Source organism: Pseudomonas bananamidigenes, assembly GCF_001679645.1.
Lineage (GTDB): Bacteria > Pseudomonadota > Gammaproteobacteria > Pseudomonadales > Pseudomonadaceae > Aquipseudomonas > Aquipseudomonas bananamidigenes.
The window spans coordinates 48,668-74,705 of record NZ_LRUN01000009.1 but is presented as its reverse complement, the minus strand read 5'-3'; the positions used below and the strand labels follow the sequence as shown (position 1 = coordinate 74,705).

The window sequence follows — 26,038 nt, the reverse complement described above, 5'->3', positions numbered from 1 at the left end:
ACGTCATAACTCGTTATGACAAGTGATCCCGCGATGACCGATAACGTTCTCTCCTTAAGTAGCGTCCCGCTGCACACCCAACTGCGCGACGTACTGCGCGCCCGGATTCTCGACGGCGAATACCCGCAAGACAGCCAGATGCCGTCCGAAAGCGAGCTTGGCACGCTGTTCAAAGTCAGCCGCATCACCGTGCGCCAGGCGCTGGGCGATCTGCAGAAAGAAGGGCTGATCTTCAAGATCCACGGCAAAGGCACCTTCGTCGCCAAACCCAAGACCTTTCAAAACGTCAGCACCCTGCAAGGCCTCGCCGAGTCCATGACCGGTCGAGGCTACGAGGTGATCAACCGTCTGCGCAGCTTCAAATTCATTGCCGCCGACAAACTGGTCGCCGAGCGCCTGCAGGTCGCCGAAGGCGAGATCGTCGCGCAGATCAAACGGGTGCGGCTGATCAATCGCGAGCCGATCTCGCTGGAAATCACCTACCTGTCCAAAGCCGTCGGCGAACGGCTGGAGAAGGCCGATCTGGTCACCCGTGACATCTTCCTGATCCTCGAAAACGACTGCGGCATTGCTCTCGGCCACGCCGATCTGGCCATCGACGCGGTGCTGGCCGACAGCGACCTGACCCAGGCGCTGAACGTCGAAGCCGGCTCGCCGATCATGCGCATCGAGCGTCTGACCCACGACGCCAACGGCCAGCCACTGGACTTCGAACACCTTTACTACCGTGGCGATGCGTTCCAGTACCGCCTGCGGATCGACCGGCAAAAAGGGGAACAGGCATGAGTCGAACGACGCTCGAACAGGAATACGACATCGTCGTGATCGGCGGCGGCACCGCCGGCCCGATGGCGGCGATCAAGGCCAAGGAAAAAAACAGGGATCTGCGGGTGTTGCTGGTGGACAAGGCCAACGTCAAGCGCAGCGGCGCGATCAGCATGGGCATGGACGGTCTGAACAACGCGATCATTCCCGGTCACTCGACGCCGGAGCAGTACACCAAGGAAATCACCATCGCCAACGACGGCATCGTCAATCAGGCCGCGGTGTATGCCTATGCAACCCACAGTTTCGAAACCATCGAGCAGCTCGACCGCTGGGGCGTGAAGTTCGAGAAGGACGAAACCGGCGATTATGCGGTGAAGAAGGTCCATCACATGGGCGCTTACGTGCTGCCGATGCCGGAGGGGCACGACATCAAGAAAGTCCTGTACCGCCAGTTGAAACGGGCGCGAGTGAACATCACCAATCGTCTCGTCTGCACCCGTCTGTTGACCGACGAGGAGGGCGCCGTCAACGGTGTGATGGGCTTCGATTGCCGAACCGCCGACTTCCATGTGATCAAGGCCAAGGCCGTCATCCTCGCCTGCGGTGCTGCCGGACGACTCGGTCTGCCGTCCTCGGGTTACCTGATGGGCACCTACGAAAACCCGACCAACGCCGGCGACGGTTATGCAATGGCGTATCACGCCGGCGCCGAACTGGCGAACCTCGAATGCTTCCAGATCAACCCGCTGATCAAGGATTACAACGGGCCGGCCTGTGCTTACGTCACCGGTCCGCTCGGCGGCTACACCGCCAACAACAAGGGCGAACGTTTCATCGAGTGCGACTACTGGAGCGGACAGATGATGTGGGAGTTCCACCAGGAACTGGAAAGCGGCAACGGCCCGGTGTTCCTCAAGCTCGATCACCTGGCCGAGGAAACCATCCAGAACATCGAGGAAATCCTGCACAGCAACGAGCGCCCGAGTCGTGGCCAGTTTCACGCCAATCGCGGCACCGACTACCGCATGCAAATGGTCGAGATGCACATCTCCGAGATCGGCTTTTGCAGCGGCCATTCGGCGTCCGGCGTGTGGGTCAACGAGCGCGCCGAAACCTCGGTGAAAGGCTTGTACTCTGCCGGTGACATGGCCGCCGTGCCGCACAATTACATGCTGGGCGCGTTCACCTATGGCTGGTTTGCCGGTCACAACGCGGCGGAGTTTGTCGCCGGGCGTGAATTCACTGCGCTGAATGCTGAACAGATTGCAAAGGAAAAGGCCCGGGTCTACGCACCGCTGGACCGCGAACACGGTCTGCCGCCGGCGCAGGTCGAGTACAAGCTGCGGCGCTTCGTCAACGATTACCTGCAACCGCCGAAAGTGACGAAAAAGATGGAAATCGGCCTGCAGCGTTTCAGTGATATCGAACGCGATCTCGACCAGATGAAGGCCAACAACGCCCACGAACTTATGCGCGCCATGGAAACCAACGTGATCCGCGACTGCGCCGAAATGGCCGCACGCGCGTCATTGTTCCGCGCCGAAAGCCGCTGGGGCCTGTACCACTACCGCGTCGATCACCCGCAACGGGATGACCGTGAATGGTTCTGCCACTGCCACCTGAAGAAAGGCGAAGACGGGCGCATGACCAGTTTCAAGAAAGCCGTCGAGCCTTACATCATCCCCCTCGATGCCGAGGAAATGCAGGCCTACGACCGTCTTCGGGTTGGCGCTTTCGCCGCTTGAGGCATTACCAGAGAGAGTCCGAACCATGGCCTACCAAGCCCAGGAAATCTTCTTCCGCTCCAATGCCCCCGTCACCGTGGACGAGGACAAATGCATCGCCGAAAAGGGCTGCACCGTATGCGTCGACGTCTGCCCGATGGACCTGCTGGCGATCAACCCGGCCACGCAAAAGGCCTATATGGCCTTCGATGAGTGCTGGTACTGCATGCCGTGCGAAAAGGACTGCCCGACCGGTGCGGTGAAAGTCGAAATTCCTTATTTATTGCGTTGACTGGTAGTCCGCTTTCGCGAGCAAGCTCGCTCCCACAGTGGATGGATGCCAGCCGCAAATAATGAGTACACCGAAAATTTTGTGGGAGCGAGCTTGCTCGCGAAGAGGCCCACACAGACAGCCCCAAAGCCATCCGGTGAACCCCGGACGCTGGATTCACCAAACACCCCTCGTTTCCCACCGCGCCCTGATCGCGGCGGAGACGAACATCCAATAAATGATTCGAGGGGCTTCAACCATGTTGCGTGCAGCAATCGCCGGTCTGGTACTGGCTTCGTTCACCCTGTCGGCCTCGGCCGAAACCATCCGCATTGCCATCGGCACCCAGGACACCACCATCAACTGCGCCGCCGGCGGGCTGTTGATCCGCGAGCTGGGCCTGCTCGACAAATACCTGCCACACGACGGCGCCTACAAGGACGCCAGGTACGATGTGCAGTGGAAGAACTTCACCAGCGGCGCACCACTGACCAATGAAATGGTTGCGGGCAAACTCGACTTTGGCGCCATGGCCGATTTCCCCGGCGCGTTCAATGGCGTGGCGTTTGAAACCGCCGGCAAGCACAGCCTGTTCATCAGCGTGCTGTCGGGCAGTATCAAGGGCAGCGGCAACGGCATCGTGGTGCCGAGTGCGTCCGGTGTGCAGTCACTGAGCGAACTCAAGGGCAAGACCATTTCCGTGCCGTTCGCCTCCACCGCCCACGGCATGTTGCTGCGCGCCGTGGCGGAGCAGGGCTGGGATCCGCTGAAGGATGTGAACATCATCGCCCAGCCGCCGGAAGTCGCAGGTTCCGCACTGCAGGCCGGCAAGATCGACGCTCACGCCGACTTCGTACCGTTCGCCGAACTGTTCCCGAGCCGTGGCTTCGCCCGCAAGATCTACGACGGCGCCCAGGCCAATGCGCCGACCTTCCACGGTGCGCTGGTGGATCAGGCCTACGCGAAAAAGTACCCGGAAATCGTCATCGCCTACCTGCGGGCGAGCATCGAGGCCAACCAGTTGCTGGCCGCCGAACCGGAGAAGTACAGCGAATTGATCGCCAAGGTCACCGGCGTCGATGCCGAGGTCAATTATCTGTTCCACGGCCCGCTCGGCGTGCAGACCCGCGATCTGAGCTGGAAACCGGAATACCGCCAGGCTGTGGGCACGGCCATCGATACGCTGAAGCTGCTGAAGAAGGCCGATCGCGGGCTCGATCTGAACACCTTTATCGATGATCAATACATTCGCGCGGCGTTCAAGGCCTCGAATCTGGATTACACCGCGCAACTGGCCAACTACGCGCAGACGCCGTTGAAGGCCGTCGACTCGGCGACCGGCAAGACGATCACCGATTTCAGCCATGTCGCGGAAATCTGGGTGCGGGGTGAGGACAAAGTCCGGCGGTATGCCTCGGCTGAAGAGGCGTTTTCCGCACTGGCCGGCCTCAAGTCGGAAGGCAAGAACATCCGGGCGATGTATGCCCAGGCGAGTGACAGCGGGATCAAGTTGCTGGCGGAGCAGGCGTGGTTTGCCAGTGACGGGAAGGGGCGCCTCAGCGCGTTTTTGTTGAAAGGGCAGGCGCAGCAGTTTGCCACGGCGCAGGGCGGAAAAGTCTTTGACTTCACCGATGCCACCGCGCAGGCCGTGGCCAGTCGTTAACCCGATAACAACTCGGTCAACTGTGGGAGCGAGCTTGCTCGCGAAGGCGTCCGGTCAGACGGGACAACTTTGCCTGACCTATCCGAATCGCGAGCAAGCTCGCTCCCACATAGAGTCGGGATGAGAGGAATTGTTGTGTTCAGACCTTATCGACGCTGGATCCCCCGAGCCGCCTCACTGCTGCTCTGCCTGCTCTTCTGGCAACTCGCCGCCAGCCACCACTGGAACCTCGGCCTCGTCACCTTCGCCAACGTGCCAACCCCGTTGGCCGTGATCGAAGCCGCATTAGGCCTGGGCGACTCCGGCAAGCTCATCCAGCACCTGAGCGCGAGTCTCGGCCGGGTCTTCGCGGGTTACCTCGCGGCGCTGGTGATCGGTGTTGCATTGGGTCTGGCCATCGGCCGCTCGAAATGGGCCGAAGACCTGCTGCTGCCACCACTGGAAGTGCTGCGCCCGATCCCCGCCGTGGCGTGGATTCCACTGGCGATCCTGATGTTCCCGTCGTCCGAACTGTCGATGGTGTTCATCACCTTTACCGGCGCGCTGTTCCCGATCCTGCTCAACACCGTGCACGGCGTCGAAGGCGTGGATCGGCGCCTGATCGCCTCGGCCAAAAGCCTTGGGGCGGGGCGCCGGGCGATCCTGCTGGAAGTCATCCTGCCGGGCGCTGCACCTAGCATCATCACCGGCCTTGCGATCGGCATGGGCACCTCGTGGTTCTGTCTGGTGACCGCCGAAATGATCTCCGGCCAGTTCGGTATCGGTTACTACACCTGGGAGTCCTACACCATTCAGAACTACGCCGACATCGTGGTCGGTATGTTGCTGATCGGCGTGTTGGGCATGGGCAGCAGTCTGCTGATCAAACGTCTGGGCGGGTTGTTCACGCCCTGGCATCGAACACGAGGGAAAGCCTGATGAGCGTGATGCAAACCCCGGAAGGGCGGATCGACATCCGTCAGCTGTCCATTGTCCTCGGCGAAGGCCTTCAGGCATTCGAAGCGGTGCAGGGCCTGGATTGCCAGATCGAGCCCGGCCAGTTCGTGTGCATTCTCGGCCCGTCCGGTTGCGGCAAATCGACCTTGCTTGGCGCGCTGGCCGGGCATCTGCAACCCCATGGCGGGCAGTTGAGAGTCGACGGCGCCGAAGTGTCCGGCCCGTCGCCACAACGCGGCATGGTGTTCCAGCATCACACGTTGTTTCCGTGGCGCACGGTGCGCGACAACGTGGCCTTCGGGCTGAAAATGCGCGGTATCGGCAAGACAGAGCGCCATCGTGCCGCTGATGAAATGCTCAAACTGGTCGGCCTCGAGGGCTTCGCCGAACGCTGGCCGGATCAACTCTCCGGAGGCATGCAGCAACGGGTGGAAATCGCCCGGGTACTGGTCAACCGGCCACGGCTGTTGCTGATGGACGAACCCTTCGGCGCGCTCGATGCGCTGACCCGACTGAACATGCAGGAACTGCTGCTGGACATCTGGACGCGCATCCGCACCACCGTGGTGTTCGTCACCCACGACATCGACGAAGCGCTGTTTCTCGCTGACCGCTTGCTGGTGATGAGCGCACGGCCGGGGCGGATCATCGAAGACCTGCGCCTCGACTTCCCGCGCCCACGCACCACCGAACTTGTGACCAGCCACGAGTTCTCGCGCCTCAAGCGCCACTGCCTCGACCTGCTGCGCCACGACAACGACCGACCGCTGCCGCGCCTCAATCCGCTCGGCCTGCCTCCCGAAAACGCCTTGCCGAGATTTGCCCTGTGACCTCATTTTTTGCTGTGACCGATAACGAAGAGATTCTGGCCCTGCAGCCGCGCCTGACCGCCGATGACGCCGGTGTACGCCGGATTGCACTGATCGATCTGGCCGACCTCGAAGAGCCGGACGGCTTGCTCTGGCTGGTCGAGCGACTGGCCGAAGATCCGGCCGAGGAAGTCCGCGCTGAAGCGGCGCGCTTGCTGGAAGCCTGGGAAGACGAACCGGTGGTTGAAGCGCTATGCCAGGCGCTGACGGATCCGTCTCCGGCAGTGCAGTCTGCTGCGGCGCAGAGTCTGAGCCTGCTCAAGACCGAAGCGGCGGGCAGGGTGATTCTGCCGTGGACAGCCCATGCTGAAACCAGCGTGCGGATTGCCTCGTTTCGGGCCTTGCGCGAATTGCGCTACCCTGGCGCTGCCTCTGCTGCGATTCAAGCGTTGAGCGATGTTGATGCGAGTGTGCGCCGCGAAGCGGTCGGTGTGCTCGGCTGGCTCAAACAGCTGGATGCTTTACCGGATCTGGCACGCTTGGCCAGTGATGACCCGGACACTGAAGTACGCCGCGCCGCCACCGGCGCCCTGGGCCTGGCGAGTGGCGCCGATGTACTGCCGGCATTGCGCCGGGCGTTGCAGGACGACACCTGGCAAGTGCGCGAAGAAGCCGCGACCACGCTTGGCAAGGTCGGCCACACCGATGCGGGGCCGGCGCTGATCGAAGCCTTGGCTGACGATTATTGGCAAGTGCGCTTGCGTGCCACCCGCAGCCTCGGTCGTTTGCGTTACGTGCCGGCACTCGACGCCTTGATCGATACCCTCGGCCATCGCATCAGCAACCTGCGCAAGGAAGCGGCGCTGGCGCTCGGCGAACTGAATGATCGTGGCGCTGTGGCCGCGTTGCAGGCCGCGCAGGACGACGGCGACCCGGAGGTGCGCAAAGCCGTGCGGATTGCCTTGAGTCAGTTGCAATGAATCCGCTGGCGATCGGCAATTCCCAAAGCGAACACCGGTTGCGGCTGAGCTGGCCGGATGGCCGCGAGCAACTGCTCGACCATGCCGAACTGCGCCGCCATTGCCCGTGCTCGCAGTGCCGGGCGTTTCGCCTGCGGGGCTTGGCTCCGCTGGTGGATGACCGGGTGCGCGTGATCGAACTCAACCCACAGGGCTACGGACTGCAACTGGTGTTCAGCGATGGTCATCAGCGCGGGATTTATCCGTGGCAGTACCTGGCGCAACTCACTTCCTGACAACCAGACTGTGTTGCTCAAGAGTCGAGGCGTAGACCTGACGACCGCCAACATCGGCGGGCGACGGCCAAGGTCGTGGCGTTTATCGACTACATCGCAGGGTTTCTGGCGGAACGCGGTTTGAGCTGACTCCGTGAGATCGTTCCCATGCTCCGCGTGGGAATGCAGCCCGTGACGCTCCGAGTCACTGGACGCAGAGCGTCCCTGGAGGCATTCCCACGCAGACGGTTCGACGCCTCGACGTGGGAACGATCAGTCACAGGATTTGAGCTGACTGGCGGTGCTTGTCAGGAAATTCCCACAAGAGTACAAATGTACTCCATGACAAATCTGACTCCCCGCCGTACCGCCATCCTGACCTTCATCCGCGAACGCATCGCCGAACACGGTCAGCCCCCAAGCCTTGCTGAAATCAGCGAGGCTTTTGGTTTTGCTTCCCGCAGCGTGGCGCGCAAGCATGTGCTGGCGCTCACCGAAGCCGGGTTCATCGAGGTCAATCCGCATCAGGCCCGGGGCATTCGTTTGCTCGGGCAGCCGCCACGGCCGGAACTGCTCGACGTGCCGGTGCTCGGCCGGGTGGCCGCCGGTGTGCCCATCGGCGCCGATGCCGACATTCACAATCGGTTGATGCTCGACCCGGCGCTGTTCTCCCGCACGCCCGACTACATGCTGCGGGTGCAGGGCGATTCGATGATCGAGGACGGCATTCTCGACGGCGATCTGGTCGGCGTGCGGCGCAATCCCGAAGCGCTCAACGGCCAGATCGTGGTGGCGCGGCTCGACGGCGAGGTCACCATCAAACGCTTCGAGCGGGTCGGCGATGAGGTTCGCCTGTTGCCGCGCAACCCGGCGTACCAGCCGATTGTGGTGCGTGACGATCAGGACCTGGCCATCGAAGGCGTGTTCTGCGGTCTGGTGAGGCAAGGCTGATGGGTGCCGTCGTTGCGCTGGATACGCTGTTCAATGGCGGCCAGGTCTGGAAGGGCCGACCTGCGCCACCGGCCGCCAGCCCGCAACCCACCGGGCACGCGGCGCTGGATGCCGCCTTGCCCAGCGGTGGCTGGCCGGAGGCGGCGCTGAGTGAAATCCTTCTGGCCGGGCCCGGGGTGGGCGAGCTGCAACTGGTGTGGCCGACCCTGGCGCGGCTGGCGGCGGCGGGGGAACGCATCGTGCTGGTGGCGCCGCCGTTCGTGCCGTATCCGCAGGCCTGGGCCAATGCCGGGGTCGATCTGCGCCAGTTGTCAGTAATTCAGGCCAGTGAGCGTGATGCCTTGTGGGCGGCGGAACAATGTCTGCGTTCGGGCAGTTGCGGCGCGGTGCTGTGCTGGCCGCACAAGGCCGATGACCGCGCCTTGCGCCGCTTGCAGGTGGCGGCGGAAACCGGCCAGACCCTGGCGTTCGCCTGGCGTCCCTTGAGCGAGGCGGTCAACCCGTCGCCAGCCGCGCTGCGCATTGCCATCGATGCGCGTCCGGCGCAGTTGCGCGTGCTCAAGTGCCGGGGCGGTCTGGCGCATTCCGCCCCGATTGCCTTTGCCGTGGGGCATTGAGGTCGCCATGCGCTGGGTCTGTATTCTTTTTCCGCAATTGGCTCTCGACGCGGTCATGCGTCAACGCCCCGATCCCGAACAACCCCTGGCGCTGCTCAGTGGCCCGGCCCAGCGCCGGGTGCTGCAGGCGGTCAATCCGGCGGCGCGGGCACTGGGCTTGCGTCCGGGGCAGTCGATGACTGCCGCGCAGGCCTTGAACAAAGGCTTCTCCACCGTCGATTACGACATGGCGGAAGTCGGGCACTGGCAGCAGTTTCTCGCCGCCTGGGCCTATCGCTTCAGCGCTCAGGTCAGCGTGCATTACCCGCGCACCGTGGTATTCGAGATCGAATCGAGCCTCGGGCTGTTCGGTTCCTGGGCGCAGTTCGAAGCACGATTGCGCACGGAACTGACGGAGCTGGGTTTTCGTCATCGCATCGTCGCCGCGCCCAACCCGGTGGCGGCGCGGATATTGGCCAACGCCTATGACGGATTGGTGGTGCCCGACGGTGAAGCCCTGCGCCATCACCTCGGGCAGTTGCCGGTCGACCGCATCGGGCTGGAGCCGGGCGTGGCCACGGCGTTGTCGCGCATGGGGCTGCGTCACCTCCATCAGGTACAGAGCCTGCCGCGCCAGGCCCTGGCCCGGCGCTTCGAGGCGCCGGTGCTCAAGCATCTGGACACGCTGTTCGGCGCACGACCACTGGCGCTGGCGTTCTACCTGCCGCCGGATCGTTTCGATGTGCGCATCGAGCTCAATTTCGACGTGCAGTCCCATCAGGCGCTGCTGTTCCCGTTGCGTCGCCTGACTGCCGATCTGTCGGCGTTCCTGTGCGGGCGCGACAGTGGCGTGCAGCGTTTCGATCTGCACCTGGAACATGCGGCGCTGCCGGACACGCTGATCAAGGTCGGCCTGCTCAGCGCCGAGCGTGACCCGGCGATGCTCTTCGAGCTGGCCCGTGGCCGGCTGGAGCAGGTGCAGGTCGAGGCCCCGGTGCGCGGTTTTCGCCTGCGCGCCGAGGACTTGCCGAGCTTTGTGCCGCAGTTTCAGGAACTGTTCGACGAGCGTCCGCAGCAGACCTTGCCCTGGGCGCAGCTGCGCGAACGCCTGCGTGCGCGACTGGGGGATGAGGCGGTGCAGGGCCTGCGTTTTCAGGCCGATCATCGGCCCGAGTGTGCGTGGCAGAACGCTGATGACAAACAGCGTTGCCCTGCGTTGCCGGGCGTGCAGCGACCGGGCTGGCTGTTGGGCGAGCCGCAGGCCGTGCCCGAAGGTTCGGCGCGCATCCTCATGGGCCCGGAACGCATCGAGTCCGGCTGGTGGGATGGTGACGACGTGCGCCGCGACTATTACCTGATCCAGAACCGTGCCGGCCAGCAAGGCTGGGCGTACCGGGCGGTGGGTGAGAGCGGCCCGTTGTGGCTGCAGGGCTGGTTCGCGTGAATCAGGGTTATGCCGAGCTGCACTGCCTGTCGAACTTCAGCTTTCAGCGCGGTGCGTCCAGTGCGCTGGAGCTGTTCCAGCGGGCGAAAAAGCACGGCTATCAGGCGCTGGCAATCACCGATGAATGCACCCTGGCCGGGATCGTCCGTGCCTGGCAGGCAGCAAAGTCCGTGGAACTGCCGCTGATCATCGGCAGCGAGATCCGCATCGAGAACGGCCCGAAACTGGTGTTGCTGGTGGAGAACATTGAGGGTTATCAGGCGTTGTGCGGCTTGATCACCCAGGCTCGACGGCGCATGCAGAAAGGCCAGTATCAAGTGCTGCGCGAGGATTTCAGCGAGCCGTTGCCGGGGTTGCTGGTGCTGTGGGTGCCGGATACGGTCGATGACGTGGAAGAAGGCCGCTGGCTGAAACAGACCTTCGGCGAACGCCTGTGGTTGGCGGTGCAGTTGCATCGCGGGCAGAACGACCAGCAGCGGCTGGCCGCACTGCTGAGTCTGGCAAATGAACTGCAGATTCCAGCGGTAGCCAGCGGCGACGTGCACATGCATGCCCGGGGCCGGCGGGCCTTGCAGGACACCATGACTGCGATCCGTCATCACGTCCCGGTGGCCGAAGCCGGGTTGCGCCTGCACCCCAATGGCGAGCGGCATTTGCGCAGTCTCGATGTGTTGAGCGAGTTGTATCCGCAGACCTTGCTGGACGAGTCGGTGAAGCTGGCCCGGCGCTGCACCTTCGATTTGAGCCAATTGCGTTATCAGTATCCGAAAGAGCTGGTACCCGAGGGACACTCGGGTCGTTCCTGGCTGCGACAGTTGACTAAACAGGGTATCGCCTGGCGCTGGGAAAACGGCGCACCCTTCAAGGTGCTGAGGCAGATCAACAAGGAACTGAAGCTGATCGCCGAACTCGGCTACGAAAGCTACTTCCTCACCGTGCACGATGTGGTGAGCTACGCCCGCAAGCAGCAGATCCTCTGCCAGGGGCGGGGCTCGGCGGCCAACTCGGCGGTGTGTTTTGCCCTGGGCATCACCGAGATCGACCCGGATCGCACCACGCTGCTGTTCGAGCGTTTCATGTCCAGAGAGCGCAACGAACCGCCGGACATCGACGTGGATTTCGAGCACGAGCGCCGGGAGGAAGTCCTGCAATATGTGTTTCGGCGTTATGGCCGCCGTCGTGCGGCGCTGACGGCGGTGGTCAGCACTTATCACGCGACCGGCGCGATTCGCGATGTGGCCAAGGCGCTGGGCTTGCCGCCGGACCAGATCAATGCACTGGCCGACTGCTGCGGCCACTGGAGCGATGAAACACCGCCCGTGGAACGCCTGCGCGAAAACGGCTTCGACCCGGACAGCCCGATCCTGCACCGGGTGCTGAGCCTGACCGGGCAACTGATCGGCTTCCCCCGGCACCTGTCGCAGCATCCCGGCGGTTTCGTGATTTCCGAGCAACCGCTGGACACCCTGGTGCCGGTGGAAAACGCCGCCATGGCCGACCGTACCATCATCCAGTGGGACAAGGACGACCTCGATGCGGTCGGGCTGCTCAAGGTGGATATCCTCGCCCTCGGCATGCTCAGTGCGATTCGTCGCTGTTTCGACCTGCTGCGCCGTCATCGTCATCAGGATCTGAGCCTGGCGACCATTCCGGCTGACGACCGCCCGACCTACGACATGATCAGCCGCGCCGACACTATCGGCGTGTTCCAGATCGAGTCCCGGGCGCAGATGTCGATGCTGCCGCGTCTGCGCCCGCAAGACTTCTACGACCTGGTGATCGAAGTGGCCATTGTCCGGCCCGGACCGATCCAGGGCGGGATGGTGCATCCGTACTTGCGGCGGCGGAACAAGGAAGAAGAGGAAACCTATCCGTCGCCGGAACTGAAGGCGGTGCTCAAGCGCACCCTCGGTGTGCCGCTGTTTCAGGAACAGGTGATGCAGATCGCCATCGTCGCCGCCGACTACAGCCCCGGCGAGGCCGATCAGTTGCGCCGTTCCATGGCCGCGTGGAAACGCCACGGCGGGCTGGAGCCGCACAAGGAGCGGCTGGCGGCCGGCATGAAGAAAAACGGCTACAGCCCGGAATTTGCCGCGCAGATTTTCGAACAGATCAAGGGCTTCGGCAGTTACGGCTTTCCCGAGTCCCACGCCGCCAGTTTTGCCTTGCTGACCTATGCCAGTTGCTGGCTCAAGTGCCATGAACCGGCGGCGTTCGCCTGCGCGCTGATCAACAGCTGGCCGATGGGTTTCTACAGTCCGGATCAGATTCTCCAGGATGCGCGCCGGCATCATTTGCAGATCCGCCCGGTGGACGTGCGCGCCAGTGACTGGGATTGCAGCCTGGAACCGATCACCGGCGGGCAACCGGCGATTCGCATGGGGCTGCGCATGATCAAGGGCTTTCGCGAGGACGATGCACGGAACATTGAAAGCGCTCGGGCGAGGGGCGCGTTTGCCGATGTCGCCGATCTGGGCGAACGCGCCGGGCTCGACAGTCGGGCCCAGGCGTTGCTGGCGGATGCCGGTGCGTTGCGCGGGCTGGCCGGTCACCGTCATCGGGCGCGCTGGGAAGTGGCGGGCGTGCAGAAACAGCTCGGGTTGTTTGCCGGGGTGCCGAGTCAGGAAGAGCCGCAGGTGGTACTGCCAACGCCGAGTGTCAGCGAAGATCTGTTCACCGACTACGCCACGCTCGGCACCACGCTGGGGCCGCATCCGCTGACGTTGTTGCGCGGCGAGTTGCGGGCACGGCGCTGTCGCAGTTCCCGGGAATTGCTGGAGGTCGAGCATGGCCGGCCGGTCAGCGTGGCAGGGCTGGTGACCGGCCGTCAGCGCCCGGCCACCGCCAGCGGTGTGACCTTCGTGACCCTGGAGGACGAGTTCGGCAACGTCAACGTGGTGGTCTGGCGCGATCTGGCCGAGCGTCAGCGTCAGGTGCTGGTGGGCTCGCAGTTGCTCAAGGTCGATGGCCGCTGGGAGCGGGAAGGCGAAGTGCGGCATCTGATCGCCGGGCGCATGAGTGATCTGACCCCGCTGCTCAACGGAATTCGGGTGCAAAGCCGCGATTTCCACTGAGCCTGCTGCTCGTTCCCGCGCTCTGCGTGGGAACGCCGCCATGGACGCTCCGCGTCCACTGTGACGCAGAGCGTCACGGATGCATTCCCACGCAGAGCGTGGGAACGATCGGCAGTTGATTCGAAAGCCAATTCACTGGCGTCAAAAAAACCTGTCCTCACTGGTGGCACTTTGGCATAATGCCGCCCCTTTTCCGATCCCCCACGTTTTCTGCCGTGCCGGGACACATCACTTTTCAGAAGGAATGCACAGTGAGATTGATCTCCCGGATGTTGGTTTCGGGCATTGCGATTGCCGTTCTCGGCACGTTGGCCGGTTCGCTTTCCGGTTGTGCCACCGAAAGCTCCCGGGCATTGCCGGTGGCCAAGGTGGAAAGTGCCACCCAGGTCTGGACCGGTGCCCGTATCCCGATGGCCGTGGGCAAGTTCGACAACCGTTCGAGCTACATGCGCGGGATCTTCTCCGATGGTGTCGACCGTCTCGGTGGTCAGGCCAAGACCATCCTGATCACCCACTTGCAGCAGACTAACCGCTTCTCCGTGCTCGACCGTGACAACATGGGCGAAATCCAGCAGGAAGCGGCAATCAAGGGCCAGGCCCAGCGTCTGAAAGGTGCCGATTATGTGGTGACCGGTGACGTTACCGAGTTCGGTCGCAAAGAGACCGGCGATCACCAGCTGTTCGGCATTCTCGGTCGTGGCAAGACTCAGGTCGCCTACGCCAAGGTCAACTTGAACATCGTCAATATCAGCACCTCCGAAGTGGTGTATTCGACCCAGGGCGCCGGCGAATACGCCTTGTCCAACCGCGAAATCATCGGCTTCGGCGGCACCGCTGCCTACGACTCCACCCTCAACGGCAAAGTCCTCGATCTGGCCATGCGCGAGGCGATCAATCGTCTGGTCGATGGCATGAACGCCGGCGCCTGGAAACCGGGCAACTGATAGACGCCCATCGCAAGGAGCAACACACCATGAATCTGTCCCTGTCCCGGCCGCTGATGGCCCTGACACTGGCGTCCAGCGCGTTGCTGGCCGGTTGCAGCAGCCCGCAGACCCTGTATCAGTGGGAAGGCTATCAGCCACAAGTCTACGAATACTTCAAAAGCGAAACGCCGAAAGAGGCCCAGGCCGAAGCGCTGGAAGCCGATCTGCAAAAGATCCGCGCCAGTGGCAAGCCTGTCCCGCCGGGTTACCACGCGCACCTTGGTCTGCTGTACCTGAGCATGGGCAAGGATGATCAGATGGTGCAGCAATTGCGCACCGAGAAGACCCTGTTCCCCGAGTCCGGCACCTACATGGACTTTCTGCTCAAGAACGCCAAGACCGGAGATGCCCAATGATCTCCCGTGCCTTGAAGCTGCTGGCCGCTGGCCTGGCGCTGACCGTTCTCGGTGGCTGCGTCGCACCGAAGACCGTGGATTATTCGGCGTACAAGCAAGCGCGCCCGAAGTCCATTCTGGTATTGCCGCCGCTGAACACCTCGCCGGACGTCAAGGCGTCCTACAGCCTGCTGTCGCAAGTGACGTTCCCGCTGGCCGAGGCCGGTTACTACGTGCTGCCGATCACCCTGGTCGACGAGACGTTCCGCCAGAACGGCCTGACCACGCCGGATGACATCCATCAGGCGCCGGTCAACAAACTGCAGGAAATCTTCGGGGCCGACGCGGCGCTGTACATCACTGTCAGCGAGTACGGCACGCGCTACATGGTCCTCAGCAGCGAAACCGCAGTGACGGCCAGCGCCAGACTGGTGGACCTGAAAACCGGCACCACCCTGTGGACCGGTGCGGCCCGGGCGTCCAGCGAGGAGGGCGGCAACAACAGTGGTGGCGGCCTGATCGGCGCGCTGATCACCGCTGCGGTGAAACAGATCGTCAACAGCTCCACCGATGCCGGTTACCCGATTGCGGGTGTGGCCAGCAATCGACTGCTGTCGGCCGGACATCCGGCGGGCCTGCTGTACGGGCCACGGTCGCCGAAGTACGGCACTGACTGAGCAAACGATATAGGTCCTGTGGGAGCGAGCTTGCTCCGGGCGGCGCTCCGACGAAAGCGGTGGTTCAGTCAGCATCCATGTTGAATGACAGACCGCCTTCGCGAGCAAGCTCGCTCCCACAGGGGGGCAATGTGTTCATTCGCCGTTTTATTTGACGGGCCAGAACCGCTCGCCGCCTCCCGGCGCCTCCGTCCACGCTTGCAACGAGCGGGTCGGCAAATCGAAGTAATCCCGGGTCCGCGCATAACCGTGGCCGCCCATGCGGCCGATCGCATCCAGCCCCAATTGATCGATGTACAGGGTTTTCGGGTCGATCAATTCGTCGCGCACATGCGCCATCAACACCTCGCCGAAAATGATTTCCCGCGACTGACCGATGTTCAGCGCCATCATCCGCCGACATTCCAGCGCCACCGGCGCTTCGCCGATTCGCGGGCAGTTGACCGACGTACCGGGAATTGCCGTCAGGCCGGCAGCGGTCAACTCATCGAAGCCCGGCGCGAACGGCACCGCGCAAACGTTCATGGCTTCCACCAGCGCATCGTTGACGATGTTGACGGTGAATTCCTGATTCATCTGGATATTGCGCGTGGTGTCCTTGGGGCTCTGATCGTCGTAGTTCTCGACACCGAGCGCGAGAATGGGCGGATCCGCAGACAGCGCGTTGAAGAAACTGAACGGCGCTGCATTGACCCGGCCTTCGCCATCGATGGTGGTGACCAGAGCGATCGGGCGCGGCACCACGCTGCCGATCAGTATCTTGTATTTTTCCCGTGGGCTCAGTTGGCTGAAATCGAAGCTGTGCATGGCAGTGTTCTCTAAAGAAGTGGATCAATGGCGCTCAACGGCGTTTCGGCGCTGTAGTCATCGGCAAAGGGAATGGCCGGCTGGAACAGGGTTCTCCAGTCCGGTCGGCCAAAGGCCCGGTCGCTGTGGCTGCGCATCAGTTTTTCGTATTGGCGTTGGGCCTGGCGTTGCAGGACCGGGTAGTCGACGCCGTTGACCTGGCCGTCGTGCATCACGCAGCGCCCGTCGATGTAACTGGCGATGCAGTCGTCGCCGCGCCCGGCCAGTAGCAGATTTTTCAGTGGATCGAACAGCGGGCCCAAATGCAGGCCGCGCAGGCTGAATACGGTGATATCGGCTTTGGCGCCGGGGGCGAGATGCCCGAGGTCGTCACGGCCCAAGGCCTTGGCACCGCCGAGGGTGGCGGCGTTGTACAGGTCGAGGCTGCTGGTCAACGATGGCCCGCCCTCCATCAACCGGGCGATGTTCAAACCGTGGCGCATGTTCTCCAGCAAGTCCGCCGGCCAGGTGTCGGTGCCGAGAGCGAAATTGATGCCTTTGGCGCGATAGCGACCGAATGAATTCAGCGCCTCGCCGTCACGGGCGAATACCAACGGGCAGTGCACCAGACTCGCGCCGCCGTCGATGACCCGTTGCAGATCGTCATCGCCCGAGGTGTAGATGCCGTGGGGCAGCAGGCTGCGCGGGGTGAGCAAATCAAGTTGCTGCAACCAGCCCAGCGGTGAGGTGCCGCGTAACTGCTCGACCATCGCCACTTCGCCAAGCGCCTGACAGCAGTGCAGACGCATCGGTGCGTTCAGTTCACGGCTCAATGCGGACGTCCGTTGCAGCAGCGCCGGGGTGCAGGTCTGGATGCGATCCGGCAGCAGCGCACCGCGAATCAGACCACCATGGGCGCCATCGAAATCCTTGAAGAATCGTTCGGCTGCGTCGAGGCCAGCCAGCCCCCGCGCCTCATCCCAGTGGTGGGCGAGGGTGCCGTCGGCGCGCCAGTAACTCATGCCGCTCATATAGCAGGGGCCGAGGTATGTGCGCAGCCCCAGTTCGCCCGCCACGTCGGCGACGGCGGCGAACTCGTCGCAGGTCTCCGCCCATTCGCGGTAGTACATCGAGGTGATCGGCATCGCCGTGGTGATGCCGTTGCGGATCAACTGGGTGAAGGCGTAGCGGTATTTGAAGACTTCTTCTTCCGGGCTGAACGATTCACGAGGGCCGGCCGCCAGATACTCCGCCGACCACATGCGGCCCATGGCGCGTTCGTCTCCGTTGTCCAGAGTCAGCACCGTGGAATCGAGGTCGCCGAGGGCGTCAAGGTCGATGAAACCGGGGCCGATCAGCGCGTTGCCGTAGTCGATCCACTGATCCACCGGCCCTGGGTAACCGCGCCCGACAAACTCGATGCGCGAGCCGGCAAACACCACTTCGCCGTCGCGCCACAGCACATGTTGCGAGCCGTCGAAACCGACCACGCAACTCGCCCGCAGGCCGATCCGTTTCACAGCCGACTGCCCAGCAGACGACCGCCGCTGGCGATCAGTTCACCGCCACGATAGACCTGACGCACAGGCCGGGCGACCACCGCTTCGCCAAGGGTTTCCACGGGCATCAGCAGAAAGTCCGCAGGCTTGCCAATGTCGAAGCCGTAGCCCTCGATCCCCAACGCGCGAGCTCCATTGACCGTTGCCGCTTCGAACGCCGCCGCCAGTTCATCGTCCTTGCCCAGATCGAAACGGAACGCCAGCAGCATTGCTCGTTCGAGCATGTCGCCATTACCCATCGGCGACCACGCATCGCGGATGCCGTCGGAACCAAGGCAGACGTTGACGCCGATCTCACGCAACGCCAGAAACGGCGGTACCGCACAGTCGGCCGGTGCCGAACTCATCAGCGAAATACCCAGCGCCGCGAGGCGTTCGGCGACCGGCTTGACCTGACTCCAGGGCAGCATGCCGAGGCAATAGGCGTGGCTGATCATTACCCGGTTTTGCAGGTTGAAACGCTCGGTGTAATCGGCGATCCGCGCGATTTGCCACAGGCCCAGTTCGCCTTTGTCGTGCAAGTGAATGTCGACACCGCGCTGAAATTCGCCGGCCAGGTTGAACACGAATTCCAGTTGCGCAATCGGGTCGTTGTCGATGCCGCAAGGGTCGAGGCCGCCGACGTTTTCCACGCCCAGGGCCATGGCTTCGCGCATCAGTTCGGCGGTGCCGGGGCGACTGATCAGGCCGGTTTGCGGGAACACCACCAGTTGCAGGTCGATCAGGTCGTTATAGCGCTCGCGCAGTTGCTGCATGGCTTCGACGTGACGCAGGCCGAACTCCGGGTCGATGTCGACGTGGCAGCGCATCGTCAGCGAACCCCGGGCGATGCAGTTTTCCAGCAGCGCGCCGGCGCGTTCGGCAATCGGCGCTTTCACTTCACGCAGGACGCGGCGCTCGTTGCTGATGTAGTCCTTGAGCGTCGGGCCGGCGCTGTTCGGGCGCCAGGGTTGGCCATACAAGGTTTTGTCGAGGTGGACGTGGCTTTCCACCAGCGGGGCGGTGAGCAGCTGGTTCTGGCCGTCGATGTCGGTGGCGGCCATTGGAGCATTGGAGGCCGGGCGGCGTTGGCTGAACCGGCCGTTTTCGATCAGCAGGTCTTCGGCGGGGGCGCCGTAGGGGCGGATGTTTCTGAGCCAGCGGGGGTGGGACATTTCATACCTCTGTTTCTATGTTGTCTGGGCGGGCCTCATCGCTGGCAAGCCAGCTCCCACATTGGAACTGTGAGCGCCACCGATCCTTGTGGGAGCGAGCTTGCTCGCGATGGCCGCAACCGGGTCCTGAGTCAGACGATCAACCCTTGAGCTTCGACCAGATCCGGTCCTGCAGCTCCCGCGCCTTGTTGCTGCATTCCTTTTCCGGGCGCAGACGCGAGGCGTATTCCTCGGGCATGTTGATGGCATCCATGACTTTCCATTTCGCATCCAGCAACTGATCGCTTTGAATGCCGTTGGCGTAGGCGATGGCGTTGGACACGGCTGCGGCGTTCTCGGGTTTCATCATCCAGTCGATGAAGATCTTCGCGTTGCCCGGATGCGGCGCGCTTTTCGGTACGGCGAAGTTGTCCTGGAACATCGCCAGGCCTTCACGCGGGTATACGTATTTGATGGTGCTCTTCTGCAACGTGGCGCGGGCGGTCGAGCCGTTCCAGTTCTGCATCATGATCACTTCGCCGGAGGCCATGCGGTCGACGGTGTTGTCGGAGCTGTACATCTTCAAAAACGGTTTCTGCTTTTGCAGCAGCTCGAGGATGCGCTTGGCGTCCTGCGGGTTTTCCGTGCATTCGTCGACGTTCAGGTAATGGCTGGCGGCGTTGATCACGCTGCTGGAGGTGTCGAGGGCGGCGAGCTGGCCTTGCAGCTCCTTGCGCGGCTCGAAGAACTCTTTCCACGAGTCGTCGAGCTTGCCGCCAGGCACCCGGGCACTGTCATAGGAAAACCCGGTGGTGCCCCACAGATACGGCGCCGAATATTTGCGGCCCGGATCGAAGCCCGGGTCGCGGAACGGGCCTTTGACATACTGGAAGTTGCTCAGGGACGGGGTGTCGATTTCCAGCAGCAGGTCCTGCTTGATCAGCGTCTGCATGATCGACTGCGACGGCACGATCACGTCATACGCCGCGCCGCCGGCCTGCAACTTGGCGAGCAGGGTTTCATTGCTGTCGTAGCCGTCCATGGTGACCTTGATCCCGGTCTCCTTTTCGAACTTGGCCAGCAGGTCGACCGGGTAGTAATCGGTCCAGTTGTAGAAAAACAGCTCCCTGGGCTCGGCGGCGTGGGCGCCGAACGCGGTGAAACAACTCAGGGCCAGACCGGATACTGCCAGACGCATGTGTTTGACTTTCATGAGCGCGCTCCAGGTTTATTGTTGTTTGCCGCGTTGGCCGAGCCAGAAGGCCAGCACCACGAGAACGATGGATATCACCAGCATCAGGGTCGAGATTGCGTTGATCTCCGGTGTCACACCGGCCTTGATCGCCGAGAAGATGTACACCGGCAACGTGGTCGAACCGGGACCGGCGACAAAGAAGGTCATGATGAAATCGTCGAGGCTGACCACGAACGCCAGCACCGAACCGGACAGCACCGCCGGCCACAACAGCGGCAAGGTCACGCGGCGAAACACCTGCCACGGGTTGGCGTAAAGGTCGTTGGCGGCTTCCAGCAGGCTCTTGTCCAGATCGTTGAGCCGTGCGCGGATCGGCAGATAAGCGAACGGTATGCAGAAGCCGATGTGCGCGACGATCACCGTGACCAGGCCGAGCTTGATCCCCAGCGCCATGAACAGCAGCAGGGTGGCCACGGCGGTGACGATCTCCGGCAGGATCAGCGGCAGGTTGATCCCGCCCTCGACCATTTTCTGTCCGTAGAACGGCCGGTAAGTCGCCAGCGCCGCCAGCAGCGCAATCGCCGTGGCGCAGATCGTGGCAATGGTCGCGACGATGATTGAGTTCAGCGCCGCCGTCTGGATCGACGGGTTGGCCAGGATCCGCCCGTACCAGGCGAACGAGAACTCGGTCCACACCGTCGCCGAGCGGTTGGCGTTGAAGCTGTAGACGATCAACACCAGGATCGGCACGTACAGATAGGCGAGGACCAGCAGGCTGATTTCCCGGGTCGCCGGGAGTTTTTTCAGGTGCAGAGAAATCATGCTTTCGCTCCCCGGTTCAGGGTTTTCGCCGCGCTGCGGCTGTAGAGGGCGTAGAGCACCAGCGACAACAGCAGGATCCCGAGCAGCAGGAACGACAGCGAACTGCCCAGCGGCCAGTTGCGTGCGGTGCCGAACTGCTGCTGGATCAGGTTGCCGATCATCAACGTCTTGCCGCCCCCGAGGATCGCCGGGGTGATGAAAGCGCCGAGGCTCGGCACGAACACCAGCAACGCACCGGCGATCACGCCGGGCATCGACAGCGGCAGAATGATCCGCCGCAGCGCCTGCCAGCGGTTGGCGCCCAGGTCATAGGCGGCTTCCACCAGGCGCCAGTCGAGTTTTTCCAGGGTCGAGTAGATCGGCAGGATCATGAACGGCAGGAAGCTGTAGACCAGACCGATGCTCACCGCGAAGTCGTTGTAGAGCAGGGTGATGCTGCCGGCACCCGGAAGCAGCGCGTTGAGACTCTGGGCGACCCAGCCCTGTTCGCGCAGGATGATCAGCCACGCGTAGTTGCGGATCAGCAGGTTGGTCCAGAACGGAATGGTGATGAGCAACACCATCAGGTTGCGCCGGCGCGGGGTCAGGCTCGACATCCACAACGCCACCGGAAACCCGAACAGGAAGCACAGCACCGTGGTGCCGCCGGCCTGGAACACCGAGCGCAGCAATGCCTGGGCATAGACCCAGTTCAGCTCCAGTTCGCCGTCGAACCCTTCCTGGAAAAACAGCTGCACGTAACTTTGCAATTGCCATTGGGCCTGCCAGTCGACGCCGCCGTAAGTGTTGCGCGGCAACAGGCTGATGTAGCCCATGATCCCCAGCGGAATGGCGATCAGGGCAAGCAGGGTCAACACCACCGGGCTGAGCAACAGCGCACGGTTGAGAGAGGGAGAAGTGCTGCTGACACTCATCTCAGGCCTCCATCAACAGGCAGGCCTGGGGTGGCAGATGCACCGCCACGGGCTCACCGACTGCGCGACAAGCGTTCAAACCTTCGTTGTTTTCTCGCAGCATGACTTTGACGTCGTTGTTCAAGCGGCATTGGTACAGAGTCGCAGTACCGACATACAGCACCGCTTCGATCACCCCGCGCAAGTGATGGGGCTGGTCCGCGGTGACCAGTTGCGAGCGCTCGGGCCGGAATGCCAGTTGCACGCTGCTGCCATTGACACCTTGGGGCGGGCAGGGGATTTCCACCGGCATGCCGTTGGGCACGAAGAGGTTCTGGTTGTGGTCGCCGCGCTTGAGCTGGCCGGGTAGGAAGTTGATGTCGCCGATGAACTGGGCGACGAACCGGTGCTGCGGACGTTCATAAATGTCGTTCGGCGTGCCGATCTGCAGGATCTTGCCGGCGGACATCACTGCAATCCGGTCGGACAGGGTCAGGGCTTCTTCCTGATCGTGGGTGACGAAGATGAAGGTGATCCCGGCTTCCTGCTGCACGCGCTTGAGTTCGACCTGCATTTCCTTGCGCAGCTTCAGGTCCAGCGCCGACAGCGGTTCGTCGAGTAGCAGCACTTTCGGCTTTGGCGCCAGGGCCCGGGCCAGAGCGACGCGCTGTTGCTGGCCGCCGGAGAGTTCCGCCGGTTTGCGCCCGGCCAGGTGCTCCATCTGCACCAGCGCGAGCATTTCCTCGACCCGTTCGGGAATCGACTTGCGATCAAGACCCTGCATCTCGAGGCCGAAGGCGATATTCTGCGCGACACTCATGTGCGGAAACAGCGCGTAACTCTGAAACACCGTGTTGACCCGGCGTTTGAACGGCGGCAAGTGGTTTACGGTTTCGCCCGCCAGACGGATCTCGCCGTCGCTGACGTGTTCGAAACCGGCGATGGTGCGCAGCAAGGTGGTTTTGCCGCAACCCGAGGGGCCGAGCAGGGTGAAGAACTCATTGTCGGCGATGTTCACCGACACGTTGTCGAGGGCTGGCGCCAGGCCAGGGTCGTCGGAATACCGTTTGGAGACATTACGCACTTCAATTGCTATTGGTTGACCCATAATGGTGCAATCCTCTAATTATTGTATGCAATATCTGAATGCAATTTAGAAATACCCGGATTAATCTGCTTGTGCAACCCCCATTTCCCCTGTCCGAGTCGTGCGTCGGGCCGCGTTGCCAGCATTGAAGGAGCTTTCAAATGACCGAGAAAAAAACGGAAACCACGGTCGACCGCGTCTACCAGGGGGTTTACGAGGCGATCAGCAAGCGTTCGCTGCGTCCGGGAATGAAACTGGGTGAGGCGTCGCTGGCGGAGTTGTTCAATGTCAGCCGCACGTCGGTTCGCGCCGCACTCAAGCAACTGGAGGCCGACGGGCTGGTCACCACCGAGCCCAATAAAGGTGCATCGGTGTCGCTGCCCAGCGATGAAGAGATCCGTTCTCTGTTCGAAACCCGGCGCCTGATCGAGATCGGCATCGTCACCGAACTGTGCCGACGCAAGGACTCCGCCGCGATGCAGGACCTGCGCGAGCATTTGTTGCTGGAAGATGAAGCCCACGCAGCCGGTGACCACGAGCGGCTGATTCACCTGCTGGGCGAGTTCCATATCAAACTGGCTCGCAGCCTCAACAACCCGGTGCTGCTCGACTGGTTCCAGAAGCTGATCTCCCGCGCCTCGCTGTACGCCGCCGCGCTGGATGACGACAGCCACGAAGCCTGTCGCGACGACGAACATCTGCGGTTGATCGAGTACATCGAGGCCGGCAATCAAAACGCGGCGATCGAGTTGACCTGCATGCACCTGGACGGCATTCAGAAGGCGATTCTCGATGTGGCCGCCAAGCTCAAGACTGGCTACCATCCGCTCAAGCACCTGATCGAGGTCTGACCGTCGGTCGCCAGCGAAATCGGCTATACCTCTATGAAACCATCGCTGCCCGATGCGCTCGAAGCTTACGGGCGCCACGTCAACGGACGTAGCGATCGAGCGAACCAACCACAAGGCATTCAAGCAGTCGATGCAGTTTTTATCCGATAGCCACGGGTGTGACGGCTGGCAAGGCGAGATGGCCGGACGCATCCGCGCCTTTGACTGGAGCCAGACCGACCTGGGCCCGCTTGAAACCTGGCCGGCCAGCTTGTGCAGCACCGTGCAACTGATGCTGGCCTCGCCCTTGCCGATGGTCATGCTCTGGGGCCAGGCCGGCTACATGATCTACAACGACGCCTACTCGCGGTTCGCCGGCGGCCGTCACCCGTACCTGCTCGGTGTGCCGGTGGAACTGGGCTGGCCGGAAGTCGCCGATTTCAACCGGCATGTGGTCGATACCTGTCTGGCCGGTGGCACATTGTCCTATCGCAACAAGGAACTGGTCCTGCTACGCGCCGGCGTGCCGGAAGATGTCTGGATGGATCTGTATTACAGTCCGGTCGCCGACGATGCGGGAGTGCCTTCAGGCGTGATGGCAATGGTGGTGGAGACCACCGAGTTGATACTGTCCGAACGCCTGCGCCAGGCCGCCGAAGATGCCTATCGTGCCGACAACGAACGGGTTCGATTGGCCCTTAACGCCGGGGCACTGCTTGGCTCGTTTGTCTGGGACGTGAGAAACAACGTACTGTCGGCGGACGAGCGATTTGCCCGGACCTTTTCCTTCCCGCCGGATCAGGACCTGACCAACCTGCCTCAGCACATTGCCGAAGCGCACATTCACCCCGATGACCGCGCCTGGGTGCAGGAGTGCATCGAAAATTCGGTACGTACCGGCGAACCTTACAACGCTGAATACCGTGTGTTGCGCGCCGATGGCAGCCATTTGTGGGTGCTCGCCAGCGGCTGTTGCGAGTTCGATGAACAGGGCCAGCCGTTCCGTTTCCCCGGGGTGCTGATCGACATCCATGAGCGCAAGACCGCTGAAGAATCCTTGCTCAAATTCACCCGCAATCTTGAACAGCGGGTCGCTGATGAGGTGGAAGCGCGCCTCAATGCCGAAGAGCAATTGCGTCAGTCGCAGAAACTCGAAGCCATCGGCGGCCTTACCGGTGGCGTGGCTCACGACTTCAACAATCTGCTGCAAGTGATCGCCGGCAACCTGCATTTGCTGGCGCGACACGAACCGGACAATGCCAATGTGCAACGCCGGGTTAGCGCTTCGCTGGCGGCGGTGGAGCGCGGAGCCAAGCTGTCCTCGCAATTGCTGGCGTTTGCCCGGCGTCAGCCGCTGTCGCCGGCGGTGTGCAATCCGCGGCAGATTTTCGAAGGCGTCGGCGAGTTGCTGCAACGTGCGCTGGGGGAAACCATCCAGATTGACGTGCAGTTGCCTGAAGCGCCCTGGCACATCAACGTCGACCGCAACCAGCTGGAAAACGCCATTCTCAATCTGTCGATCAACGCCCGGGATGCCATGAAGGGCGAGGGCACCATCGTGCTCGGCGCCGCCAACACGTCGCTGGATCGTGCGTTCTGCGCCGGCAAGGGCATCGCGCCGGGGGATTTCGTGCGGGTCTCGGTCAGCGACAGCGGGGTGGGGATTGCCCCGCATATGCTGGAGCAGGTGTTCGAACCGTTCTTCACCACCAAGGCCGACGGCCAGGGCACGGGCCTCGGGTTGAGCATGGTGTTCGGGTTCGTCAAACAGAGCGGCGGGCATGTCGAGATCGACAGCCGGGTCGGCGAGGGCACGCGGGTGCAGCTGTATTTTCCGCGCAGTCGGCGGCCGCTGCTCGATGAAACGCCTGGCGTGCGCCGGCAACAGGCGGGCGGCCACGAAACCATTCTGGTGGTGGAAGACAACGAAGCGGTGCGCACCTCGGCGGTCGAATTGTTGCGCGAAGAAGGCTATCGGATCCTGGTCGCCGGTAATGGCGACGCGGCCATGCAAATGCTGCTGGACGGCGCCCGGGTGGATCTGATTTTCACCGATGTGGTCATGCCGGGGCTGATCAAGAGTGCCGACCTGGCTGCATGGGCCAAGGTCCAGACACCACCGGTGGCGGTGTTGTTCACCTCCGGCCACACCCGCGACATCATCTCGCGCAATCACCAGCTCAGCCCCGACACCCATTTGCTCGGCAAGCCCTACGGCCCCGAGGCGTTGTTGCAGATGATCCGTGCGGTTTTGAGCACCTGAGC

At 62.7% G+C, this 26,038-nt stretch carries 24 protein-coding genes; 17 read left to right on the top strand and 7 right to left on the bottom strand.

All coding sequences use genetic code 11. The features are described 5' to 3' along the window. The first annotated feature begins 33 nt into the window (after positions 1–33). The 15 genes from BBF94_RS04575 (at position 34) to BBF94_RS04505 (ending at position 15,468) form a co-directional block, all read left to right on the top strand. On the top strand, positions 34–786 hold the full coding sequence (locus BBF94_RS04575; protein WP_065257860.1) for a GntR family transcriptional regulator: 753 nt from the start codon (positions 34–36) through the stop codon (positions 784–786). Continuing rightward, positions 783–2,513, top strand: coding sequence for a fumarate reductase/succinate dehydrogenase flavoprotein subunit (locus BBF94_RS04570; protein ID WP_065257859.1), 1,731 nt, complete (start codon positions 783–785; stop codon positions 2,511–2,513). Before BBF94_RS04575 ends, BBF94_RS04570 begins: the two co-directional genes overlap by 4 nt. A 25-nt stretch (positions 2,514–2,538) precedes the next feature. Continuing rightward, complete coding sequence (locus BBF94_RS04565; RefSeq protein ID WP_007959413.1) at positions 2,539–2,784, top strand: 4Fe-4S dicluster domain-containing protein; 246 nt, start codon at positions 2,539–2,541, stop codon at positions 2,782–2,784. 238 nt (positions 2,785–3,022) lie between these two features. Continuing rightward, positions 3,023–4,426 (top strand): ABC transporter substrate-binding protein, encoded by a 1,404-nt coding sequence (locus BBF94_RS04560; RefSeq protein WP_065257858.1) that lies wholly within the window; start codon positions 3,023–3,025, stop codon positions 4,424–4,426. A gap of 120 nt (positions 4,427–4,546) precedes the next feature. Continuing rightward, positions 4,547–5,344 carry an ABC transporter permease gene (locus tag BBF94_RS04555; RefSeq protein WP_404820917.1) on the top strand — a complete coding sequence of 266 codons (798 nt, stop codon included), beginning with the start codon at positions 4,547–4,549 and terminating at the stop codon, positions 5,342–5,344. Further along, complete coding sequence (locus BBF94_RS04550) at positions 5,344–6,192, top strand: ABC transporter ATP-binding protein (RefSeq protein WP_065257856.1); 849 nt, start codon at positions 5,344–5,346, stop codon at positions 6,190–6,192. Before BBF94_RS04555 ends, BBF94_RS04550 begins: the two co-directional genes overlap by 1 nt. Continuing rightward, positions 6,189–7,151 carry a HEAT repeat domain-containing protein gene (locus tag BBF94_RS04545; RefSeq protein ID WP_065257855.1) on the top strand — a complete coding sequence of 321 codons (963 nt, stop codon included), beginning with the start codon at positions 6,189–6,191 and terminating at the stop codon, positions 7,149–7,151. Before BBF94_RS04550 ends, BBF94_RS04545 begins: the two co-directional genes overlap by 4 nt. Further along, positions 7,148–7,426: a DUF971 domain-containing protein gene (locus BBF94_RS04540; protein ID WP_065257854.1), complete on the top strand. Its 279-nt coding sequence runs from the start codon at positions 7,148–7,150 to the stop codon at positions 7,424–7,426. The genes BBF94_RS04545 and BBF94_RS04540 overlap by 4 nt, the downstream gene beginning before the upstream one ends. Before the next feature lie 312 nt (positions 7,427–7,738). Continuing rightward, positions 7,739–8,356: a transcriptional repressor LexA gene (gene lexA, locus BBF94_RS04535; protein WP_065257853.1), complete on the top strand. Its 618-nt coding sequence runs from the start codon at positions 7,739–7,741 to the stop codon at positions 8,354–8,356. Then, a complete protein-coding gene (gene imuA, locus BBF94_RS04530; RefSeq protein WP_065257852.1) occupies positions 8,356–8,973 on the top strand; it encodes a translesion DNA synthesis-associated protein ImuA in 618 nt (205 codons plus the stop codon). Before lexA ends, imuA begins: the two co-directional genes overlap by 1 nt. 7 nt (positions 8,974–8,980) lie before the next feature. Beyond that, complete coding sequence (locus BBF94_RS04525; protein WP_065257851.1) at positions 8,981–10,396, top strand: Y-family DNA polymerase; 1,416 nt, start codon at positions 8,981–8,983, stop codon at positions 10,394–10,396. Then, the gene (locus BBF94_RS04520; protein ID WP_218060132.1) at positions 10,372–13,470 is read left to right on the top strand and encodes an error-prone DNA polymerase; all 3,099 of its coding nucleotides are present in this window, start codon (positions 10,372–10,374) and stop codon (positions 13,468–13,470) included. The genes BBF94_RS04525 and BBF94_RS04520 overlap by 25 nt, the downstream gene beginning before the upstream one ends. Positions 13,471–13,739: 269 nt before the next feature. Then, positions 13,740–14,414 (top strand): CsgG/HfaB family protein, encoded by a 675-nt coding sequence (locus BBF94_RS04515; RefSeq protein ID WP_176704413.1) that lies wholly within the window; start codon positions 13,740–13,742, stop codon positions 14,412–14,414. A gap of 29 nt (positions 14,415–14,443) precedes the next feature. Beyond that, positions 14,444–14,812 carry a DUF4810 domain-containing protein gene (locus BBF94_RS04510; protein WP_065257848.1) on the top strand — a complete coding sequence of 123 codons (369 nt, stop codon included), beginning with the start codon at positions 14,444–14,446 and terminating at the stop codon, positions 14,810–14,812. Next, positions 14,809–15,468, top strand: coding sequence for a DUF799 domain-containing protein (locus tag BBF94_RS04505; protein WP_065257847.1), 660 nt, complete (start codon positions 14,809–14,811; stop codon positions 15,466–15,468). Before BBF94_RS04510 ends, BBF94_RS04505 begins: the two co-directional genes overlap by 4 nt. A 147-nt stretch (positions 15,469–15,615) precedes the next feature. On the opposite strand, the gene BBF94_RS04500 is transcribed toward BBF94_RS04505, so the two are convergent. The 7 genes from BBF94_RS04500 to BBF94_RS04470 form a co-directional block, all read right to left on the bottom strand. Further along, positions 15,616–16,275 carry a flavin reductase family protein gene (locus tag BBF94_RS04500; protein ID WP_065257846.1) on the bottom strand — a complete coding sequence of 220 codons (660 nt, stop codon included), beginning with the start codon at positions 16,273–16,275 and terminating at the stop codon, positions 15,616–15,618. 11 nt (positions 16,276–16,286) lie between these two features. Next, the gene (locus BBF94_RS04495) at positions 16,287–17,774 is read right to left on the bottom strand and encodes an amidohydrolase family protein (protein WP_065257845.1); all 1,488 of its coding nucleotides are present in this window, start codon (positions 17,772–17,774) and stop codon (positions 16,287–16,289) included. Then, positions 17,771–18,967 (bottom strand): amidohydrolase family protein, encoded by a 1,197-nt coding sequence (locus BBF94_RS04490; RefSeq protein ID WP_065257844.1) that lies wholly within the window; start codon positions 18,965–18,967, stop codon positions 17,771–17,773. Before BBF94_RS04490 ends, BBF94_RS04495 begins: the two co-directional genes overlap by 4 nt. A 139-nt stretch (positions 18,968–19,106) precedes the next feature. Further along, entirely contained in the window at positions 19,107–20,159 is a 1,053-nt protein-coding gene (locus BBF94_RS04485; protein ID WP_065257843.1) for an extracellular solute-binding protein, read from the bottom strand. Positions 20,160–20,174: 15 nt separating this feature from the next. After that, complete coding sequence (locus BBF94_RS04480) at positions 20,175–20,963, bottom strand: ABC transporter permease (protein WP_065257842.1); 789 nt, start codon at positions 20,961–20,963, stop codon at positions 20,175–20,177. Continuing rightward, positions 20,960–21,877 (bottom strand): ABC transporter permease, encoded by a 918-nt coding sequence (locus tag BBF94_RS04475; protein ID WP_065257841.1) that lies wholly within the window; start codon positions 21,875–21,877, stop codon positions 20,960–20,962. Before BBF94_RS04475 ends, BBF94_RS04480 begins: the two co-directional genes overlap by 4 nt. A gap of 1 nt (position 21,878) precedes the next feature. Beyond that, positions 21,879–22,964, bottom strand: a complete 1,086-nt coding sequence (locus tag BBF94_RS04470) for an ABC transporter ATP-binding protein (protein ID WP_065257840.1) — start codon at positions 22,962–22,964, stop codon at positions 21,879–21,881. Positions 22,965–23,104: 140 nt separating this feature from the next. Between BBF94_RS04470 and BBF94_RS04465 the strand changes: the two genes are divergently transcribed. Continuing rightward, a complete protein-coding gene (locus BBF94_RS04465; protein WP_065257839.1) occupies positions 23,105–23,794 on the top strand; it encodes a GntR family transcriptional regulator in 690 nt (229 codons plus the stop codon). A gap of 130 nt (positions 23,795–23,924) precedes the next feature. After that, positions 23,925–26,036: a hybrid sensor histidine kinase/response regulator gene (locus tag BBF94_RS04460; protein ID WP_065257838.1), complete on the top strand. Its 2,112-nt coding sequence runs from the start codon at positions 23,925–23,927 to the stop codon at positions 26,034–26,036. The last annotated feature ends 2 nt before the right edge of the window (positions 26,037–26,038 follow it).

Bases quoted from the DNA above. Each gene is read 5' to 3' on its own strand.
- BBF94_RS04575 (WP_065257860.1), top strand. From the start codon at position 34: ATGACCGATAACGTTCTCTCCTTAAGTAGCGTCCCGCTGCACACCCAA.
- BBF94_RS04570 (WP_065257859.1), top strand. From the start codon at position 783: ATGAGTCGAACGACGCTCGAACAGGAATACGACATCGTCGTGATCGGC.
- BBF94_RS04565 (WP_007959413.1), top strand. From the start codon at position 2,539: ATGGCCTACCAAGCCCAGGAAATCTTCTTCCGCTCCAATGCCCCCGTC.
- BBF94_RS04560 (WP_065257858.1), top strand. From the start codon at position 3,023: ATGTTGCGTGCAGCAATCGCCGGTCTGGTACTGGCTTCGTTCACCCTG.
- BBF94_RS04555 (WP_404820917.1), top strand. From the start codon at position 4,547: ATGAGAGGAATTGTTGTGTTCAGACCTTATCGACGCTGGATCCCCCGA.
- BBF94_RS04550 (WP_065257856.1), top strand. From the start codon at position 5,344: ATGAGCGTGATGCAAACCCCGGAAGGGCGGATCGACATCCGTCAGCTG.
- BBF94_RS04540 (WP_065257854.1), top strand. From the start codon at position 7,148: ATGAATCCGCTGGCGATCGGCAATTCCCAAAGCGAACACCGGTTGCGG.
- lexA (WP_065257853.1), top strand. From the start codon at position 7,739: ATGTACTCCATGACAAATCTGACTCCCCGCCGTACCGCCATCCTGACC.
- imuA (WP_065257852.1), top strand. From the start codon at position 8,356: ATGGGTGCCGTCGTTGCGCTGGATACGCTGTTCAATGGCGGCCAGGTC.
- BBF94_RS04525 (WP_065257851.1), top strand. From the start codon at position 8,981: ATGCGCTGGGTCTGTATTCTTTTTCCGCAATTGGCTCTCGACGCGGTC.
- BBF94_RS04515 (WP_176704413.1), top strand. From the start codon at position 13,740: ATGTTGGTTTCGGGCATTGCGATTGCCGTTCTCGGCACGTTGGCCGGT.
- BBF94_RS04510 (WP_065257848.1), top strand. From the start codon at position 14,444: ATGAATCTGTCCCTGTCCCGGCCGCTGATGGCCCTGACACTGGCGTCC.
- BBF94_RS04505 (WP_065257847.1), top strand. From the start codon at position 14,809: ATGATCTCCCGTGCCTTGAAGCTGCTGGCCGCTGGCCTGGCGCTGACC.
- BBF94_RS04500 (WP_065257846.1), bottom strand. From the start codon at position 16,275: ATGCACAGCTTCGATTTCAGCCAACTGAGCCCACGGGAAAAATACAAG.
- BBF94_RS04490 (WP_065257844.1), bottom strand. From the start codon at position 18,967: ATGTCCCACCCCCGCTGGCTCAGAAACATCCGCCCCTACGGCGCCCCC.
- BBF94_RS04485 (WP_065257843.1), bottom strand. From the start codon at position 20,159: ATGAAAGTCAAACACATGCGTCTGGCAGTATCCGGTCTGGCCCTGAGT.
- BBF94_RS04480 (WP_065257842.1), bottom strand. From the start codon at position 20,963: ATGATTTCTCTGCACCTGAAAAAACTCCCGGCGACCCGGGAAATCAGC.
- BBF94_RS04475 (WP_065257841.1), bottom strand. From the start codon at position 21,877: ATGAGTGTCAGCAGCACTTCTCCCTCTCTCAACCGTGCGCTGTTGCTC.
- BBF94_RS04470 (WP_065257840.1), bottom strand. From the start codon at position 22,964: ATGGGTCAACCAATAGCAATTGAAGTGCGTAATGTCTCCAAACGGTAT.
- BBF94_RS04465 (WP_065257839.1), top strand. From the start codon at position 23,105: ATGACCGAGAAAAAAACGGAAACCACGGTCGACCGCGTCTACCAGGGG.
- BBF94_RS04460 (WP_065257838.1), top strand. From the start codon at position 23,925: ATGCAGTTTTTATCCGATAGCCACGGGTGTGACGGCTGGCAAGGCGAG.